Source organism: Micromonospora sp. NPDC051925, assembly GCF_044548625.1.
GTDB lineage: Bacteria > Actinomycetota > Actinomycetes > Mycobacteriales > Micromonosporaceae > Micromonospora.
Genome location: NZ_JBIUCH010000009.1, coordinates 103,190 through 121,534 on the forward strand (window position 1 = coordinate 103,190; position 18,345 = coordinate 121,534).

The 18,345-nt window shown below is 73.3% G+C and carries 18 protein-coding genes; 9 read left to right on the forward strand and 9 right to left on the reverse strand.

Annotated elements, in window-relative coordinates:
• Positions 1–676 precede the first annotated feature (676 nt).
• The 4 genes from ACIG87_RS14250 to ACIG87_RS14265 form a co-directional block, all read right to left on the reverse strand.
• Positions 677–1,036 (reverse strand): hypothetical protein, encoded by a 360-nt coding sequence (locus ACIG87_RS14250; RefSeq protein ID WP_396850934.1) that lies wholly within the window; start codon positions 1,034–1,036, stop codon positions 677–679.
• A 44-nt stretch (positions 1,037–1,080) separates the two neighbouring features.
• Positions 1,081–1,329, reverse strand: a complete 249-nt coding sequence (locus ACIG87_RS14255; RefSeq protein ID WP_396850935.1) for a hypothetical protein — start codon at positions 1,327–1,329, stop codon at positions 1,081–1,083.
• Positions 1,330–1,408: 79 nt separating this feature from the next.
• Complete coding sequence (mscL, locus tag ACIG87_RS14260; protein WP_396850936.1) at positions 1,409–1,879, reverse strand: large conductance mechanosensitive channel protein MscL; 471 nt, start codon at positions 1,877–1,879, stop codon at positions 1,409–1,411.
• Between the two features lie 39 nt (positions 1,880–1,918).
• Positions 1,919–2,602, reverse strand: a complete 684-nt coding sequence (locus tag ACIG87_RS14265) for a FadR/GntR family transcriptional regulator (protein ID WP_396850937.1) — start codon at positions 2,600–2,602, stop codon at positions 1,919–1,921.
• Positions 2,603–2,651: 49 nt separating this feature from the next.
• Between ACIG87_RS14265 and ACIG87_RS14270 the strand changes: the two genes are divergently transcribed.
• On the forward strand, positions 2,652–4,061 hold the full coding sequence (locus ACIG87_RS14270) for an MFS transporter (RefSeq protein WP_396850938.1): 1,410 nt from the start codon (positions 2,652–2,654) through the stop codon (positions 4,059–4,061).
• Positions 4,062–4,070: 9 nt separating this feature from the next.
• On the opposite strand, the gene ACIG87_RS14275 is transcribed toward ACIG87_RS14270, so the two are convergent.
• The gene (locus ACIG87_RS14275) at positions 4,071–4,427 is read right to left on the reverse strand and encodes an STAS domain-containing protein (RefSeq protein ID WP_088642031.1); all 357 of its coding nucleotides are present in this window, start codon (positions 4,425–4,427) and stop codon (positions 4,071–4,073) included.
• Between the two features lie 159 nt (positions 4,428–4,586).
• Here ACIG87_RS14275 and ACIG87_RS14280 point away from each other — a divergent pair, with 159 nt between their 5' ends.
• From ACIG87_RS14280 to ACIG87_RS14305, 6 genes are read left to right on the forward strand one after another with little or no spacing between them, the layout of a single operon-like run.
• The gene (locus ACIG87_RS14280) at positions 4,587–5,447 is read left to right on the forward strand and encodes an STAS domain-containing protein (RefSeq protein WP_396850939.1); all 861 of its coding nucleotides are present in this window, start codon (positions 4,587–4,589) and stop codon (positions 5,445–5,447) included.
• Positions 5,447–5,866, forward strand: a complete 420-nt coding sequence (locus tag ACIG87_RS14285) for an STAS domain-containing protein (RefSeq protein WP_396850940.1) — start codon at positions 5,447–5,449, stop codon at positions 5,864–5,866. The genes ACIG87_RS14280 and ACIG87_RS14285 overlap by 1 nt, the downstream gene beginning before the upstream one ends.
• Positions 5,863–6,279: an ATP-binding protein gene (locus ACIG87_RS14290; RefSeq protein ID WP_396850941.1), complete on the forward strand. Its 417-nt coding sequence runs from the start codon at positions 5,863–5,865 to the stop codon at positions 6,277–6,279. The genes ACIG87_RS14285 and ACIG87_RS14290 overlap by 4 nt, the downstream gene beginning before the upstream one ends.
• Positions 6,276–7,274, forward strand: coding sequence for a SpoIIE family protein phosphatase (locus tag ACIG87_RS14295; protein WP_396850942.1), 999 nt, complete (start codon positions 6,276–6,278; stop codon positions 7,272–7,274). The genes ACIG87_RS14290 and ACIG87_RS14295 overlap by 4 nt, the downstream gene beginning before the upstream one ends.
• On the forward strand, positions 7,271–8,623 hold the full coding sequence (locus ACIG87_RS14300) for an ATP-binding protein (protein ID WP_396850943.1): 1,353 nt from the start codon (positions 7,271–7,273) through the stop codon (positions 8,621–8,623). Before ACIG87_RS14295 ends, ACIG87_RS14300 begins: the two co-directional genes overlap by 4 nt.
• Position 8,624: 1 nt before the next feature.
• Positions 8,625–10,163, forward strand: a complete 1,539-nt coding sequence (locus ACIG87_RS14305) for a SpoIIE family protein phosphatase (RefSeq protein WP_396850944.1) — start codon at positions 8,625–8,627, stop codon at positions 10,161–10,163.
• A gap of 520 nt (positions 10,164–10,683) precedes the next feature.
• Here ACIG87_RS14305 and ACIG87_RS14310 read toward each other — a convergent pair.
• Entirely contained in the window at positions 10,684–11,496 is an 813-nt protein-coding gene (locus ACIG87_RS14310) for a DUF6597 domain-containing transcriptional factor (protein ID WP_396850945.1), read from the reverse strand.
• A gap of 31 nt (positions 11,497–11,527) precedes the next feature.
• On the opposite strand from ACIG87_RS14310, the gene ACIG87_RS14315 reads away from it, so the two are divergent.
• Positions 11,528–12,097 carry a TIGR03086 family metal-binding protein gene (locus tag ACIG87_RS14315; protein WP_396850946.1) on the forward strand — a complete coding sequence of 190 codons (570 nt, stop codon included), beginning with the start codon at positions 11,528–11,530 and terminating at the stop codon, positions 12,095–12,097.
• A 33-nt stretch (positions 12,098–12,130) separates the two neighbouring features.
• Here ACIG87_RS14315 and ACIG87_RS14320 read toward each other — a convergent pair whose 3' ends face one another.
• On the reverse strand, positions 12,131–12,331 hold the full coding sequence (locus tag ACIG87_RS14320) for a hypothetical protein (RefSeq protein ID WP_396850947.1): 201 nt from the start codon (positions 12,329–12,331) through the stop codon (positions 12,131–12,133).
• A gap of 11 nt (positions 12,332–12,342) precedes the next feature.
• The gene (locus ACIG87_RS14325; RefSeq protein WP_396850948.1) at positions 12,343–14,439 is read right to left on the reverse strand and encodes a S9 family peptidase; all 2,097 of its coding nucleotides are present in this window, start codon (positions 14,437–14,439) and stop codon (positions 12,343–12,345) included.
• Positions 14,440–14,531: 92 nt separating this feature from the next.
• Here ACIG87_RS14325 and ACIG87_RS14330 point away from each other — a divergent pair, with 92 nt between their 5' ends.
• On the forward strand, positions 14,532–15,953 hold the full coding sequence (locus ACIG87_RS14330; protein WP_396850949.1) for an FAD-binding oxidoreductase: 1,422 nt from the start codon (positions 14,532–14,534) through the stop codon (positions 15,951–15,953).
• A gap of 129 nt (positions 15,954–16,082) precedes the next feature.
• Here ACIG87_RS14330 and ACIG87_RS14335 read toward each other — a convergent pair whose 3' ends face one another.
• Positions 16,083–18,155, reverse strand: coding sequence for a SpoIIE family protein phosphatase (locus ACIG87_RS14335; protein WP_396850950.1), 2,073 nt, complete (start codon positions 18,153–18,155; stop codon positions 16,083–16,085).
• Positions 18,156–18,345: the final 190 nt, after the last annotated feature.

Here is an 18,345-nt window from a genome sequence, read left to right on the forward strand (position 1 = left end):
ACAATCCGGCCACTCCGGTGGCGACCTTCCCGGCGGGGCATGAACACCTCTACGGGTCCTTTCGAACTGATGACGTTAACGATTCACCCACCTCATCCACCCCTCGCCCCGACCGGGTGCTCTGCGCTACCCCTGCTCGTTCCGTCTCCGTGGTGGCCGTCTCTCAACTACGCAACACGCCTATCACGGGCAAGTCGTACATCACTCCCGTGGACGCAACCCCCGTGCCGTGCTGGCTGGCCATGCCGGTGCCGCTGTGTCGCGCTCGGGTAGCCCGTTTCGTCGTGCCGTGCTGGCCGGCCTTGCCGGTGTCGCGCGGGGTAGCCCGTTCCGCTGTGCAGTGCTGGGGCCCTCCCACCGGTCTCTCCTGTTGGCTCCATGCACCGGGCGGTCCGTGCCGATGATTCGTCTACGTCGTCAGCTCGACAGGGAGCGCGACAGGGTATCGGCCCCCAGGCATCCGTTCGACCGTGCGAGCCGCCGAGATCCCGCACGGAACACCGACACGTCGAAGCTGTGGCGCCGGCGGGCCAGCGTCGTGCGGACCGGCGCTGTGCGGGCCAGCGTCGTGCGGACCGGCGTTGCGCGGACCGGCGTTGCGCGGACCGGCGTTGCGCGGACCAGCGCTGTGCGGGCCGGCGCTGTGCGGGGTGGGAGGGGGTGGTGGCTGGGCGGGTCACTCCTCCGGGGGGAGGTCGCCGACGGGGACGTGCAGGCGTACCTGGCCGTCGGTGACCGTGGCGATCTGGTCGGCCAGCACGTACACCGCGCCGGTGCGGGCGAGTTCGGTGGAGACCTTGAGGTAGCCGGTACGCAGCAGGCGGGCAGCCAGGTCGGCCGGTACGTCCGGCTCCTCGACAGCCGCCGACTCGATCAGCTCGTTCAGGCTGCCGCCCGGGTCGGCGGTCGACCCCTGCACGGTCACCGCATTCGGATCGCCCCGCTGGACGAGGTCGACGGTGCCGATCTCGACCCCGACGGTGTCGACCACCCGCATGCCGGTGGTGATCCGGGAAATGACCGCCCGTTCTGCCATGCCCTGCTGCTCCATCCCCGGGCGGTTCCCTGCCTCACCCGCCGTTAAACCGCCGGGCCCCAGGCGCTGGGCGGACGCGGGGACAGTTCCCGCCAGGCGTCCACCCCTTCCAGCAGGGCCCGGACGGTCTCCTCGGCCTCGTCCGCGCTGCCGTACTCGTAGAACTGGGAGACGCCCTCCGCGCCGCCGGCCCGCTGCTCGACGTGCCACCGGTCGGCGTCGACCCGGAGGAACACGTCCCGCCGGGCCAGTCGTCCCCATTTGCCGTTCCACCAGTGTCTCCGCTGCTCCATGGGCGGACTCTATCGAACACCTGTACGACAGGAGTCGGCCCCTGCGGGAATTCCGCAGGGGCCGATGTGTGCCGGTCGGTCAGCGCGGGGACGGCGGCTCCGGACGCCGGCCGAGCACGTCGTCCAGCGCGCCGCGCTGCCCCGGAGTGGCGTGGCCACCGGCCAGCAGCGCGTCCCGGATCTCGGTGAGCAGCTTGACCTCCTCGCTCGGCGCGGAGGGCGGCGGCTCCTCGCCCCGCTTGCGCCGCTCGGCGAGCCGGTTCATCGGGTAGACCACCAGGAAGTACAGCGCCGCTGCGGTGAGCAGGAAGGTGATCGCCGCGTTGACGAAGGCCACCCAGTCGAACGGGATGCCCCGGAACTCCGGCGTCGAGCCGCTGAGGCCGTTCTTGTTGCCGGTGATCAGGACGATGATGACCCGGACCAGTGGTTCGAGGAACGATTTGGTCAGCTGGGTGACCACGCCCGTGAACGCGGCACCGATGACGACACCGACCGCCAGGTCGACGACGTTGCCCCGCATGATGAAGTCTTTGAAACCCTTGAACATCCGCACTCCCGTGCCGTCCGATTCTCCGTCGGGGACAACCTATGCCCCGGACGGTGGCTCCAGGAAAGCGCCGGCCTCGATCGCCGCCCGTCCCGGATCGCCGTCCCGGATCGCCGTCACCAGCCGGCCGTGGTCGACGTACCGCTCGGGTTCCAGGGCGTCGCCCGTGGCGTGCGCGACGGTGCTGCGCAGGGCCGCGCCGACCGAGGCGTAAAGCTCGGCCAGCATGCCGTTGTGGGCGGCGGCGACCACCGCCGTGTGCAGCGCGACGTCGGCCTCCACGAACTCCCCGACCCGGCCCGACCGCCAGGCGGCCTCCCGGGCGGCGAGCGCGCCATCGAGCGCCACCAGGTCGTCCGGGGTACGCCGCAGCGCGGCCAACCGGGCCGCCTCCACCTCGAACGCCCGGCGGACCTCGACCACCTCGGCCAGCCGGTCGTCGGTGAGTCGGCGGGCCACCACCGGGGCCAGCTCGTCGGTCGACACCACGTAGGTGCCGGAGCCCTGCCGGCACTCCAGCACCCCGGCGTGCACCAGGGCCCGCACCGCCTCGCGGACGGTGTTGCGCCCCACCCCGAGCGCCGTCACCAGCTGCGGCTCGGTGGGGATACGCCCACCGACCGGCCACTCGCCACCGAGAATCCGGCCCCGGAGCTGCTCGATGGTCTGCCGGACCCGCTGACCGCGCGGGGGCACGGCGGGGGAATCGACGGACGGTGTCACCGGTTACACCAGCTGCCAAAATTCATCCCATGATTGTAGGTTCGAGGTCATGACCCCGCCAACCGCCAGCGCCGAGGCCGCCACCCCTGGCCGACGCGCCGCCACCGGCCAGCGCGCGGCCGTCGGTCCGAGCGCCGCCACCGGCCGGAGCGCCGTCAGTAGTCCGAGTGTCAGCGCTGCCGGTCCGACCGCGACCGCCACCGGTCCGCGTGCCGCCGAGGGGTCAGCCGATCCGGGGGTCGACCGGTCGGGCCGCCGCGCCCCGTCGCCGCCGGTTGCCGGTGGCGCGCTGGTGCTGGTCGGGATGCTGCTGGTCGCGCTCAACCTGCGGGCCGCGGTGACCAGCCTCGGGGCCCTCCTCGACGAGGTACGCACCGGGCTCGGCCTCTCCGGCACGATGGCCGGGTTCGTCACCACCCTGCCCACCATCGCCTTCGCCGGCCTCGGTGCGCTCACCCCGTGGCTGATCCGTCGCTGGCCGGCGGCCCGGGTGCTGGTGGTGGCGATGCTCGCCCTCACCGTCGGTCAGCTGCTCCGGGTGCTCACCGACTCGGCGGCGATCTTCGTGCTCACCAGCGCGCTCGCCCTGGCCGGCATCGCGGTGGCGAACATCCTGCTGCCGATGCTTGTCAAACAGCACTTCCCGCACCGCACCGGGCTGGTCACCGGGGCGTACACGATGGCCCTGACGGTGGGTACGACGGTGGCCGCCGCCTCCGCCGTGCCGGTGGCGCACGCGTTCGGCTCCTGGCGGGCCGGGCTCGGGGTGTGGGCGGCGTTGGCGGCGGTGGCCGTACTCCCGTGGGTGCCGTTGGCGCTGCGGGCCCGCGCCGCCCGACGGGCCGTGCACCCGACGGCGGCCCCGGCCGCCCGCTCCCGGGTGCGGCCGGCGCGCACCCGGCTCGGCTGGGCGATGGCGGTCTACTTCGGCGCGCAGTCACTCAGCGGGTACGCGGTCATGGGCTGGCTGGCCCAGCTCTTCCGGGACGCCGGCTTCCACCCGGAGACCGCCGGGCTGCTGCTCGCCGGGGTCACCGCGCTCGGGGTGCCGGTGGCCCTGCTGATGCCGACGCTGGCCGGCCGGCTCCGCACGCTGCGCCCGTTGGTGTTCGGGCTGACCGGCTTCTCCGCCGCGGCCTACCTGGGGCTGGCGCTCGCGCCGCGCGACGGGGCGGTGCTCTGGATCCTGCTGCTCGCCTTCGGCCAGGGCGCGTTCCCGCTGATCCTGACCACCATCGGCCTGCGGGCCCGCACCGCCGACGGGACGGTGGCGCTCTCCGCCTTCGCGCAGAGCACCGGCTATGTCATCGCTGCGCTCGGGCCGCTGCTCGTCGGGGTGCTCTACGAGGCGACCGGCGGATGGACGGCGCCGATGGGCTTCCTGCTCGCCGCGCTCGCGGTGCAGACGACCGCGGGCATGGTCATCGCCCGCCCCCGGTTCATCGAGGACGAGCGCTGAGTGAACCGGTCAGGACGAGGCCGGCGTGGGGTCACCGGCGACGGCCTGCTCGACCGTCGGGTAGGTGTGCAGCACCTCGACCAGGCCGCTGACCTCGAGGATGCGCAGCACGCCGCGTTGCGGGGCGGCCAGCCGGACCACGCCGCCGGCCTCGTCGCAGCTGTTCTTCGCCCGGACGAAGACCGACAACCCGGTCGAGTCGCAGAACGACACCTCCGCCAGGTCGAACACCAGCCGGCTGCGACCCTTGTCGAGCAGGTCGGTGATCTGGTCCTGAAGCTGCGGTGCGGTCGCCATGTCGAGTTCGCCCGCGACCGACACGACGACGACGTCGCCGCGCTGTTCCGTGTGCACCGTCAAGGACATTCGGACCTCCTGTTATCGGTGGAACGGTATCCCACGATCGGGGGGACACGCAGAACGGGAGCGGGTTCCAGTGGGCCCGATCATTCCCTTGCCTCGTGGCAACTACCGGGTCTGCCTCCGGTGATAGAGTCCGGCCGGCCCAGCTCACAGGAGGTAACCATGGCGTTGACCGCAGACGCAGGCGACCGTCTCGTCGGGCTGCTGACCGAGCACGGCGAGCGGGTCGTGCAGCGGTGGACCGAGATCGTCGCCGCCTCGCTGCGCGGTCGGCTCAGCCAGGCCGAGCTACGCCTCCAGGTGCAGGAGCTGCACGCTAGCATGATCAACGCGGGCGGCAGCGGTCTGGCCGACCTCCAGTCACCCGGGGCGGGTGAGCTGCGGGCGGTGCTCGCCGACCTGTCCCGCAGCCGGGCCCGGCAGAGCTTCACCGCCACCGAGACCGCGATCAGCGTCTACGCCCTCAAGGACGTCCTGGTCGAGCTGGCGGAGACCGAGGGCGTCGAGCTGACGCTGCGGGACGTCGTCGACTTCACCGGCCTGGTCGACCGGATGGGGCTGCTCACCTTCGAGACCTACGTGCAGACCCGCGAGGGACTGATCGCCGACCAGGCCGAGCAACTGCTCGAACTCTCCACACCGGTGGTGAAGATCTGGGACGGCGTGGTCGCCGTTCCGCTGGTCGGCACCCTCGACTCGGCCCGTGCCCAGGTGGTGATGGAGCGGCTGCTCCAGACCCTGGTCGACACCGGCTCGCCGTACGCCATCATCGACATCACCGGCGTGCCGGCGGTCGACACCCAGGTCGCCCAGCACATCCTCAAGACGGTGGTGGCCGCCCGGCTGATGGGCGCCGACTGCATCATCTCCGGCATCCGCCCGCAGATCGCCCAGACCATCGTCGCGCTCGGCATCGAGTTCGGCGACATCGCGACCAAGGCGAGCCTGGCCGACGCCCTGCGGCACGTGCTGCGGCTCACCGGCGTCGAGTCGTCCCGCCGGCACCCGCGTCGGGAGGCGTGATGGAACGGGTGCCGATCCTGAAGATCGGCGACATCCTGCTGGTCTCCATCCAGATCGACATGTCCGACCAGACGGCGGTCACCCTCCAGGAGGACCTGGCCGAGCGGATCGTGGCGACCGGCTGCCACGGCGTCATCATCGACATCACCGCGCTGGACATCGTCGACTCGTTCGTCGGCCGGATGCTCTCCACCATCGCCTCGATCTCCAAGGTGCTCGACGCCGAGACGGTGGTCGTCGGGATGCGTCCCGCGGTCGCCATCACCCTCGTCGAGCTGGGCCTGTCGCTCAACGGCATCCGTACCGCGCTGAACGTGGAGCGGGGCATGGAGTTGATCGCGGCGACCCGTGACGATGACCTCGGGTACGACGACGAGCCCGAGGACGCGGAGTCCGGGACGGCGGCGACCTCGCCATGACCGCGGGAGTCGACCTGGGCCCGAAGACCCAGGCGATCGCAAGCGACGAGGACGTCGTCCGGGTCCGCCAGCTGGTGCGTACGGTGGCGGTGGCGGTCAAGCTCTCCCTCGTCGACCAGACGAAGCTGGTCACCGCCGCGAGCGAGCTGGCCCGGAACACCCTCATCTACGGCGGGGGCGGCAGCGCCGAGGTGACCGTCGTCGAGGACGGCCGGCGACGCGGGGTGCGGATCGTCTTCGCCGACTCCGGGCCGGGCATCGCCGACCTGAACCTCGCCCTCACCGACGGCTACACCACCGGCGGTGGTCTCGGCCTCGGCCTCAGCGGCTCCCGCCGGCTGGTCGACGACTTCGACATCCAGACCGCCGCCGACACGGGCACCCGGATCACCGTCACCAAGTGGTCTCGATGAGTTACGAGGTGGTCCCGGACGCGGGCCACTGGTACCGGGTGGAGAGCGGTAGCGCCGCCAGCGCCGTCCGGCGGGCGGCGGAACGCCTCGGCGGCCAGCTCGGCCTGGGCGACAACCGGGTGGCCGAACTGGCCATCGTCGCCGCCGAGCTGACCAGCAACCTGGTCAAGCACGCCCAGGAGGGCGTCCTGCTGCTGCGGCCGGTGAGTACCGACGACGCCGCCGGGGTGGAGCTGATCGCGATCGACTCCGGCCCCGGCATGGCCGACCTGACCGTCTCCTCCCGGGACGGCCACTCCACCACCGGCACCCTGGGCATCGGGCTCGGCGCCATCACCCGGCAGGCCAGCTGGTACGACGCCTGGTCCCGGCCGGGACGCGGCACCGTCTTCGCGGTGCAGGTGTGGGCGAAGAACGTGGTGGCGACCCCGACCTGGGCGGCGGGGCTGACCCGGCCGATCACCGGTGAGCAGGTCAGCGGGGACAGCCACAGCATGCGTACCGTGCAGGAGCGGCACCAGGTGCTGGTCTGCGACGGTCTGGGGCACGGGCCGTTGGCCAACGTCGCCGCCTTCCGCACCGCGCCGGCCGGGCCACCCGCCACAGTGGTGCAGCACCTGCACCGTTCGATGTCCCACACCCGGGGCGCGGCGTTGGCGGTGGCCGAGCTGGACCCGGCGGCGGGCCTGCTGCGCTACGCCGGCCTGGGCAACATCGCCGGGACCGTGCTGGGCCCGGACGGCACCCGGCGGGGGCTGGTGTCGCTGCCCGGCATCGCCGGCCACCAGCGCCCGACGGTACGCGAGTACGACTACCCGTTCCCGGCCGGCGCGACCCTGGTGATGCAGAGCGACGGCGTGGTGGACCGGTGGCGGTCCGACGACTATCCCGGGCTGACCGGGCGGGCGCCGGTGGTCGTCGCGGCGACCCTGCTGCGCGACGCCGGGATCCGCCGGGACGACGCCTGCGTGCTGGTCGCGAGAACTCCGTCATGACCACCCGCGAGCCACTCCTGCGGATGGCGTTGCGGGTGGAACAGGACATCTTCGGCGTACGCCAGCGGGGCCGGGAGGTCGCGGCGGCGGTCGGGCTGGAGCACCAGGACCAGGTCCGGTTCGCCACCGCGCTCAGCGAGGTGGCCCGTGACCTGCTGCGGACCGTGGACGGTGCGGACGTCACGTTCGCCTTCGTGGCGGAGCCGGACGGCCGGCGGGTCCTCAGCGTCGACCTCGCCCCGCTGCGCCCGTTCCCGGACAACCGGTACGAGCCGCAGTCCGGCACGGTGGCGCGGTTGGTGGACACCCTGGGTCTGGTGGACGCGCAGGGGGATACCGTCGTGAGGATGTCCCGACGTGTCCCGGCTGCCGCTGCGGCGCTGACCCCGGCGCGACTAGCCGAGCTGCGTGCCGAGCTCGGCACCAGTGCACCGGCCAGCGCGTTGGACGAGTTGGCCGCCCAGAACGGGCAGCTCATCGCGGCCCTGGACGAGGTACGCAGCCAGCGCGACGAACTGGCCGTGCTGAACGCCGAGCTGGAGGAGACCAACCGGGGCGTGATGGCGCTCTACACCCAGCTCTCGGAGGAACTGGAGGAGACCAACCGCGGGGTGGTGGCCCTCTACGCCGAGCTGGACGAGAAGTCGGCCCAGTTGCGCGCGGCGAGCGAGTCGAAGAGCCGGTTCCTGGCCAACGTCAGCCACGAGCTGCGGGCCCCGGTGACCGCGATCATCGGGCTCGGGCGGCTGCTGACCGACTCCGCGTCGGACCCGCTCACCGCCGAGCAGGCCCGACAGGTCGACCTGATCCGGTCCTCGGCCGCCGACCTGCTCTCGCTGGTCAACGACCTGCTCGACCTGACCAAGGCGGAGTCGGGCCGGATCGAGCCGGAGTGGGCGGAGGTCGACCTGCGGGCGATCTTCGGGCAGCTGCGCGGGACGCTGCGGGCGCTCACCCTGCGCTCCGAGGTGGAACTGCTGGTGGACGAGCCGCCCCCGGGCACCGTGCTCCGCTCGGACGAGGTGCTACTGGCCCAGGTGCTGCGGAACTTGCTGCACAACGCGGTGAAGTTCACCGACCGGGGCGAGGTGCGGATGCGCGCCGAGCGGACCGCCGACCGGGTCCGGATCTCCGTTTCGGACACCGGCCCGGGTATCCCCGCCGAGCTGCACGAACGCATCTTCGAGGAGTTCTACCAGGTGCCGGGGACCAGCCGGCGCAGCGGCACCGGCCTCGGCCTGCCGTACGCGCGACGGTTGGTGTCGCTGCTCGGCGGCACCCTGAAGCTGGCCAGCGAGCCGGGGCGGGGCAGCACCTTCACGGTCGACCTGCCCGTGGCGGGGGTGTGAGATGGTCGGCGGCCCGGCGACGATCCTGGTGGTCGACGACAGCCCCACCAAGCGTTACCTGCTGGTCAGCTGGTTGACCCGGGCGGGTTTCGCGGTCCGGGAGGCGGAGAGCGGCACCGAGGCGTTGGCCCGGGTCGGCGTAGACCCGATCGATCTGGTGGTCCTCGACGTACGGCTGCCGGACCTGAGCGGGTTCGAGGTCTGCGAACGGATCAAGGCGGACCACCCGGCGATTCCGGTGATCCACGTGTCCGCGCACGCGGTCGACGTGGTGGACCGTACCCAGGGGTTGACCCGGGGCGCGGACGCGTACCTGGCCGAGCCGATCGAGCCGGAGGAACTGGTCGCCACCGCGCACGCGGTGCTGCGCTACTACCATGCGCGGCAGCGGGCCGAGCTGCTCGCCGAGCGGCTCACCGGGCTGGCCGACACCACTGTGGCGGTGCATGCCGCGTCGACCTTCGTCCGCCTGTTGCAGGAGGCGGCGGCCGGTGCGGCACAGATCTTCCGGAGCCCGGCGGCGGTGGTCGCGGAGACCTTCGACGGGGAGTGCCTGGCCGGGATCTCCGCCGGCCCGGGTGCCGAGCCGGAGATCGTGCCGTGGGTGGTCGACGACACCGGCGTGCCGACCGGCGCGACGGTGCGGGTGGACGCTCCCGAGAGCTGGGGGCTGGTGCGGTGGCCGGCTGACGACACGGTGACCGTGGCCGCCGCCAAGCTGCGGGAGGACCGCGCCCCGCTCTACGTGGTGGTGCCCACCGCCACCCAGACCGCGCGGACGCCGGTGCTGGTGCAGCTCGCCCAGGCGGTCGCCTCGGCGGTGGAGGCACAGCGCTCCTTCGACGAGGAGCACCGGATCGCGGTCACCCTCCAGCGGAGCCTGCTGCCCCGACGGTTGCCCGAGGTGGCCGGTCTCGACCTGGCGGTGCGGTACGAGCCGGCCAGCGCGCAGACCGAGGTGGGCGGGGACTTCTACGAGCTGGTGATGCTCGACGGGCACCTGTTGGTGGCGATCGGCGACGTCGCCGGCCACTCGCTGCACGCGGCGACGGTGATGGCCGAACTGCGGCACGCCATGCGGGCGTACGCGGTGGAGGGGCACCAGCCCGGGGTGATCCTGGAGCGGCTCAACGTCCTGATGCGCACGTTGCTCCGCAACGAGTTGGCGACCCTGTGCATCCTGCTGCTGCACCCGCCGACCGGCCGGATCAGGCTGGCCAGCGCCGGGCACCTGCCGGCGCTGGTGACCGTGGACGGTCGGGTGGAGTTCGTCCGGCAGTCGGCCCCGCTGCTCGGGGTGCGCGCGGACCGGCCCGACGACCTGGAGTTCACCCTGCCGCCCGGGGCCACGCTGGTGCTCTACACCGACGGGCTGATCGAGCGCCGGGACACCACCATCGACGACGGCCTGGCCGCCCTGGCCGCCTGCGCGACAGTGGTGGACGACGACCTGGACGCCTTCTGCCAACGGCTGCTGGTCGAGCTGGCCCCGCCGGAGATCCACGACGACGTCGCGGTGGTGGCGGTCCGCCGCCGCTGAGCTGCGCTCCCTGGTTTCCGGCGTCCGAAGGTGCCGCACCGGGTGTCACCAGGGCCGGCGGTCGCCCCGCCACGCGGAGCGGCGTCCTCGTGCGCGGGGCCCGCCCCGGCCCGTCGAGGGTGGTGCCGGGTGGGTCGTCTGCCGGTTCGGAGACGTCGGCCGGGCACGGGCGGTCCACCTTCCCCACCGTTTCGGTAACGCTGAGTATTCGCGTTCAGAAGGGGCTCCCGATGTTGCTCACCGTGACCGTGGTCTCGCTACCGACCATTCCGCTCCGCATCCTTTGCTCTGCTGCCCTATCCGCGCCAGCTTATTGAGCTGTGTATCTGAGACTTCTCGGGAAGTGCGCCGCCTCCTATATCCACCACGGAGAGTAGCTGTTGCCTGGAGGGCAGCAGAGCAAAGGATGCGGGGGTGCGAGGTGGTAGGGCGGCTTCCATTACCCGCTGTTACGGCGGCGGGTGGGGTGGCTGGCTGCTTCTCCGGCGGCTGGAGAGGTCTGCGACGCGTGCGGGTGGGGTCAGCGCAGCGAGCGGGCATAGCCGGTGGGGGTGCGGCCGGTGACGGCGGTGAAGTCGCGGGCCAGGTGGGCCTGGTCGCTGTAGCCGAGGTCGGCGGCGAGGGCGGCCCAGTCGGGCAGCCCGGAGGCGACCTGTTCGATCGCCTCCAGGAGGCGGTACCGGCGGATCACCCACTTGGGGCCGACGCCGACGTGGTCCAGGAAGAGCCGCTGCAACCGCCGGACGGAGAGGCCGTGCCGGCGGGCGAGGTCGTCCACCCGCAGCACACTGCGGTCGGTGCGGATCGTCTCGGCCAGGGCGATCGCCTCGATCGCCGCCGGGTCGGGCTGCGGTGCCCAGGCGAGCAGGAAGGCGTCCAGCGCGTGGCGGCGCTCGTCGTCCGTACCCTCGCAGCGGGCCGGCGCGACGGCGGACCTGGCGGCGCGGGCGGCGGTCGGGTCGGTGCTGAGCGGGACGTGCCGGTCGGTGAGTTCGGCGACCGGGCGACGCCAGAACGGGCGGAAGCCGCCGGGGCGGAACTGGACGCCGCTGACCGTTCCGGTGCCGGTCAGGGTGACCGTGAAGAGCGTCCGACCGACCCCCGCCACCTCGGCGGTCTCCGGGCCGCCGGCATCCTGACGGAAGACCACGTTGACCGCCGGGTGCGGCACCACCTGCTGCCCGAACGGCGCGGTCAGCGCCCAGTCGACCAGCCAGTAGTGCTCCACCCAGGGGTGCAGCGCGGGGGCCGGCAGGTGCCGCCGGAACCGCAGCTCCCGGCGGAGCCGGGCCGGATCGAGGATGCCCCGGTCATCCCCGCGAGGCTGTCGCATTCGTTCAAGACCACCTTCATACGCTGGCCATATGGCAACGAAGACTAGTGAGCTGCTGGCCGTCGCCGCGCCGCGGACCGTCGCGTTGGTCCGGGCGATCGGCGACGACCAGCTCGACCTGCCCACGCCGTGCGCGGAATACACCGTCCGGGGGCTGCTCAACCACGTGTACGACGTGACGGTCAACTTCCAGCGTCTGGCCGCCGGGCAGGAGACGGACTGGTCCGTCAAGACCGATCACCTGGCCGAGCCGGGGTGGCGGGACCGGTTCGCGGCCGAGACCGAACGGCTCGTCACGGCCTGGGACGACCCGGCCAGCGAGGAGGGCGTCGCGCCCGGCATGGGGCTGCCCCGGTCGACGCTCGGGCTGATGGGGGTCGTGGACCTGGTGGTGCACGGCTGGGACCTGGCGCGGGTGACCGGCCACCCGTACGAGCCCGCGCCGGAGACCATCGCCGCGCTGCACGGCTTCATGGACGAGATGGGGCCGATGGGCCGGCAGATGGGCGCGTTCGGCCCGGAGGTGCCGGTCGGTGTCGACGCCACCGAACTGGACCGGTTGCTCGGTCGTACCGGCCGCGACCCGAGCTGGGCTGGCTGAGCAGTCGGGCCCCGACCTGGGCCGGCTGACCGGTCAGCGTAGGTGGAACAGGCCCGTCGACCAGGCCAGCGCCAGGCCGACCAGGGCGGAGCAGCAGCAGACCAGCAGGGCGGCGGCGACCACGCCGAGGATCAGCCAGGTCGGCCCCCGCCGGGCCGCCGAGGGTTCCGGCTCCGGTGGTACGTCGGGGCCGGGCGGCTCCTCGTCCGCCCGGCCGTCGTCGGTGCTGGTCATCGTGTCCAGGCTCAGGCCCGGCCCAGCCGGTCGAGGATCCAGGCGTTGATGAACGCCTCCTCGCGCCAGGCGTCGTACCGGCCGCTGGGGCCACCGTGGCCGGCGCCCATCTCGGTCTTGAGCAGGTAGTCGCCCTGCGGGGCCACCGCCCGCAGCCGGGCGATCCACTTGGCCGGCTCGTGATAGAGCACCCGGGTGTCGTTGAGGCTGGTCACCGCGAGGATCGCCGGGTAGTCGACGGCGGTGACGTTCTCGTACGGGGTGTACGACTTCATGTAGGCGTACACCTCGGGGTCGGCGAGCGGGTTGCCCCACTCCTCCCACTCGGTGACGGTCAGCGGCAGCGACGGGTCGAGGATCGAGGTGAGCGCGTCCACGAACGGCACCTGCGCGACGATCCCGCTGAACGCGTCCGGGGCGAGATTGGCGACCGCGCCCATCAGCAGGCCACCGGCCGAGGCACCCCGGGCGACCAGCCGGTCGCTGGCCGTCCAGCCGGCCTTGACCAGGTGCCGGGCGCAGGCCACGAAGTCGGTGAAGGTGTTCTTCTTGGCCAGCAGCTTGCCCTCGTCGTACCAGCGGCGGCCCAGTTCGCCGCCGCCCCGGATGTGCGCCACGGCGAAGACGACGCCCCGGTCGAGCAGGCTGAGCCGGGCGATGGAGAACCACGGGTCCATGCTGGCCTCGTACGAGCCGTACCCGTAGATGACCGCCGGGGCGGAGCCGTCGCGCGGGGTGCCCTTCCGGCAGACCAGCGAGATCGGCACCCGGGTGCCGTCGTCGGCGAGCGCCCACTCGCGGTGCTGCTCGTAGTCGGTCGGGTCGTACTCGCGGCCGTCCGGCCCGGGGAGCACCGGCTTGCTGCGGCGCAGCGTCATCTCCCGGGTGACCAGGTCGTAGTCGTAGACCGAGTCGGGGGTGACCAGCGAGGTGTACCGGAACCGGAGCTGCCGGGTGCGGTACTCCGGGTTGGCGTCCAACCCGACGCTGTGGATCGGCTCGGGGAACTCGATGTCGTGCCCGTCGCCGCCGCCGACGGGCAGCACCCGCAGGCCGGTCAGCCCGTTGCTGCGCAGCGAGACGACCAGGTGGTCGGCGAACGCGTCGACCGACTCCAGCCGGGTGCCGGGGGAGTGCTCGATCAGCGGCACCCAGTCGCCGGGGGCGTCCGCCGAGGTGTACGCCAGCGCAAAGTCCTCCGCGCCGTCGTTGTGCAGGATCAGGAAGCGGTGGCCGTGGTGCTCGACGCTGTACTCCACGCCCTGCCGGCGGCCGGCGATCACGGCCGGCTCGCCGGTCGGGTTGTCGGCCGGGATCACCCGTACCTCGCTGGTGACCTTGCTGGTGCTGTCGATGAGCACGAACCGCTCGGAGCGGGTCAGCTCGACGCCCACCCAGAACCGCTCGTCGTCCTCGACGTGCACCACCACGTCCTCGCCCGACGGGGTGCCGACGACGTGCCGCCACACCCGGTTCGGCCGCCACGCCTCGTCGACGGTGATGTAGAACAGCACGGTGGCGTCGGCCGACCAGGCGGTGCCGTAGAAGGTGTCGGGCACCTCGTCGCCGAGCAGCTCGCCGGTGCTCAGGTCCTTGATCTTCAGGGTGAAGCGCTCGTCGCCGGAGAAGTCCGTCGAGTAGGCCAGGAAGCGCCCGTCGGGGCTGACGTCGAACGCGCCGAGGGAAAAGAAGTCGTGCCCCTCGGCGAGCTGGTTGCCGTCGAGCAGCACCTCCTCGCCGTCGAGCGGGGCACCGTCCACGCTGACCGGTGGGGTGGTCTCGCCATCGTGGACGGCGCGGCGGCAGTGCACGCCGTACTGCTGGCCCTCGACGGTGCGGGTGTAGTACCAGTGGCCGCCCTTGCGGGTGGGCACCGAAAGGTCGGTCTCCTGGGTGCGCTGCCGGGTCTCGGCGAACAGCGTGCCGCGCAACGCTTCCAGGTGCGCGGTGCGCGCCTCGGTCCAGGCGTTCTCGGCGGTGAGGTGGGCGATGGTCGCCGGGTCGTCCTTGGCGGCCAACCAGGCGTACTCGTCGACGACGGTGTCGCCGTGGTAGGTGCGCTCCGCGCGGACCTGTCGGGCGACGGGCGGGGTGGTCTCGTTGGTCACGGCGCCACGTTACCGGCCCGTCGCGGTCCGCGGCGCGGCCTCCACGCCCGAACCGCCGACCGACCCTTTAGAACACGTGTACGATGACTGGTATGTCCACGGGAGCGGGTTCGACCGGTGCAGCGGAGATCACCCGGCGGTTGGCCGAGATCTGCGGTCCCTCCTTCGCCCGGTTCGCGGGCGCGGCCGACGAGGTCGCCGGCCGGCTCGCCCGGTGGGTGGCCGTCCCGGGCGGGCCGGCGGCGGCGGCCGACGTGCTGCGGCTCGCCGCCCGACACGATCTGACGGTGGTGCCCCGGGGCGCCGGCACGAAGATCGACTGGGGTGCCGCCCCGACGCGGGTCGACATCATGCTCGACACCGGCCGGCTCGCCGGGGTCGGCCACCAGCCGGCCGACTCCTCGGTGGTCGAGGTGGGCGCGGGCACGCCGTTGCGGTCCGTGCAGGCCACGTTGGCGCGCACCGGCCAGCGGCTGGCCCTCGATCCGCCGTCCCCCGGGGCCACCCTCGGTGGGGTGCTCGCCGCCGACGAGTCCGGTCCGCTGCGGCACCGCCACGGCACCACCTCCGCGCAGCTCGTCGGCCTGCGCTGGCTGGACGCCGACGGCGAGCTGGTCAGCGCCGGGCGCAGCGCGGCGCAGGGGACCGGGGTGGCCACACCGGTCGGCCTCGACCTGGGCCGGTTGCTCTGCGGCTCGCAGGGCGGGCTGGGCGTGCTCGTCTCGGCGACGCTGCGGGCGCAGGCCGTGCCGGCGAGCCGGGTCTGGGTGTCCCGGCCGGTGCGGACGCCGGCGGAGGCGGGCGATCTGGCCCGGGCGGTGCGCGACGCCGACCTCGCCCCGGCGGCCGTCGAACTGGACCTGCCAGACGCCGGGTTCCCGCCGCGTCCGGTCGGTTCCTCCTCGGCGGCGGGCACCACGTCGGGGCCGGTCGACCGGCAGATGTCCGCCGCCGAGGCGGCGGCCCGCGCCAACCATCCCGCGATGGCCGGCCGGCGGACCGATCCGCCGCCCGTCGGCGAGCTGGTGATCCTGCTGGAGGGCGGCCCGTCCGAGGTGGCCGAGCGGGCCGATCGCCTGCTGGCCCTGCTCGGCGGCGCGGTGAGCGTCGCCCATCGACCCCCGCCGTGGTGGCGGTGCTACCCGTTCGCCCCGGGCGACACCGCCCTGCGGGTCGAGGCCCCGGTCGACCACCTGCACGCCGCCCTGTACGCGCTGCGTGACGCCGCCGGTCCCCGCACCCCCCTGGCGGTGCGCGGCTCCGCCGGTCAGGGCGTGGTGCACGCCGCGCTGCCCGGGGCGCTCCCGGTCGACCGGGTGGCCGGCATCCTCGCCGCCGTCCGAGGGGTGCTGCTCGCCCGCCGGGGCCGGTGCGTGGTGGTCGCCGCGCCCCCGCCGGTGCGCCGGGCGGTCGACGTGTGGGGTGAGGCGGTGATCCCCCGGATGCGGGAGGCGAAGGACCGCTTCGACCCGCACCGCCGGCTCGCCCCCGGCCGGCTCCCCGGCGGGCTCTGAGCACTCCCGCCACCGTGCACTCCCGCCACCGTGCACTCCCGCCACCGTGCACTCCCGCCACCGTGCACCGACTGCGGGCGGCAGGGCAGGTCGGCCTGGGAGCGCCGCCCGGCTGCGGCCCGCCCAGGCTCAGAGGGCGTCGTTGCGCAGGACCAGGATGGCGATGTCGTCGCGGGGCGACTCGACGGAGAAGTTGATCGCGGTGGCCCGCAGCCGGGCCGCGATCACGTCGGCGGAGTAGCCAGCCAGGGGCGCGGCGGCCTCCCGGAGCCGCTCGGTGCCGAACAGTTCCCGGCCGCGCCGCCGCTCGGTCACCCCGTCGGTATAGAAGATCAGCGCATCGCCCGGCGCGAGCGGGATCTCCGCCGACGGCGAGGTGATCGAGTCGAGCAGACCGAGCGCCGTACCCCCGGTGCCGACGAAGTTCGCCCCACCGGCCCCGTGCAGCAGGACCGGTCGGTCGTGCCCGGCCAGGTGCAGCGAGACGTCGAGCCGGTCGCCGTCGCCCGGCCCCACCGCCGCCAGGGCCAGCGTGCAGTACCGTCCACCGCCCCGCTCGACCAGCGTGTCGTTGAGCCGGGCCAGCGCCTCGGGCAGCGGCTTGCCGTCCCCGACCAGCACCCGGATCACGTCCCGGACCAGCCCGGTCACCGCCGCCGCCTGCACCCCCTTGCCGGACACGTCGCCGACCACCACCAGCCAGCGCCCGTCCGGCAACGGCACCACGTCGTAGAAGTCGCCGCCGACCTCGGCCTCGTCGCCGGTCGGGACGTACTCGGCCCCGAAGCCGACGCCCTCGACGACCGGGAGCACGGGCGGCAGCAGCGACTGCTGGAGGGTCTGCGCCACCCGACGTCGTTCGGCGTGGATGCGGGCGTTCTCGATGGCGAGGCCGGCCCGCCGCGCCACGTCCTCCAGCACCGCCACCTCGTCCGGGTCGTGCCGGTGCCGCTGGTGCCGCCCCACGGCCAGGGTGCCGAGGCGTTGGCTGCGGGCGACCAGCGGAAGGGCGAAGCCCTCCATCGGCCCGCCGAGCGGCACCTGGGATCCGGTACGCGACGCCTCACGCAGTCGGGTCTGGACCGAGTCCGGCCCGGTCTCCTGGAGCACCTTGTGCAGTTGGGGCAGGACCGACTCGTCGGCGTGGCTGGACGCGGCCAGCTTGAGCCGGCCCCATTCGTCGGTGGTGTGCACCGCGCACCACTGGCCGAGTCGGGGTACCACCAGCTGCGGGATCAACGCCATGGTCAGGTCGACGTCGAGCGACTGGGCGAGCAGCTCGCTCGCCTCGGCGAGGAAGGTCAGCCAGGCCGAGCGGCGGACGTCAGCCCGCCGCAGCCGGTCGTTCTCCAGGTGCAGCGAGAGCCGTTCGGCGGCGAGCACGGCCAGCGGTCGGGCGTACGCCGAGGGTGCCGCATCCAGCTCCAGCTCCCCGGCGTACGGCCGGTGCACCGACAGCGGCACCCGTAACAGCTCGTTGCCGGGGCGTGGCTGACGGCCGTAGCGGGCCAGCGCCTGCGGGCCCTCTCCCTCGCCCCGGTCCAGCCGGATCACCCCGCCGGCCGCGCCCACCATCTCGGCGACCCGGGTGAGCAGATCGGCGGCGAACTCGGGCAGCGGTTCGTCGGCGTACGGGTCGGGTCTGGTCTGGGTCAGTTCGCTCATCGCGGCGGCGCTCGGGGCGGAGATCGCCGGTTCGCAGTCGCCCTGGCCGGGGTGCTGGTGCGGGGACGGTGGCCCGACGCCGTGGTCGCCGGGCCGGTCCAGCCGGAACCACACCCCCTTGCCGGTGGGCAGGTAGGTGGTGCCCCAGCGGCTGGCGAAGTGGTCGACCAGCAGCAGCCCGCGCCCCCGCGCGGAGACCTCGCCGATCTGGTCGGTGTCGTTGCGGATGCCGACCACCAGTTCGTCCACCGGCCCGACGGCGAAGTCGGAGACCGTGACGGTCAGGCCGATCCGGTCGGCGACGACCTCGATGTCCAGTTCGGTGCGCGCGTGCTCGACGGCGTTGGTGGAGAGTTCGGTGGTGAGCAGCAGCGCCTCGTTGAGCAGTTCGTCGAGGTCGGCCTCGGCGAGCACCGAGCGGACCACCGCGCGGGCGGCGGCCGGGGTACGCCGGTCGGCGGGCAGCCGGACGCGCCGGACGCGCCGGACGTGGTCGTCCCGCCCCCCGTCCGTCCCGGGCCCCGACTCCGCTGGCACCCTCGTATCCTCTACCGCCGCCGGCCGGGTGCCAAGCCGCACCGCACACCGTCACACCCGCCGCACCGGTCGACCCGCCGATGTCACACCCCGCCACCCGCGAGGGATGGGCCCCGGCCGGACGCTCGCCGGCGGGCGTGGCGGCGGGCGTGGCGGCGGGGCTGGGGATACGCCGCGTCGTCGCCGGGCA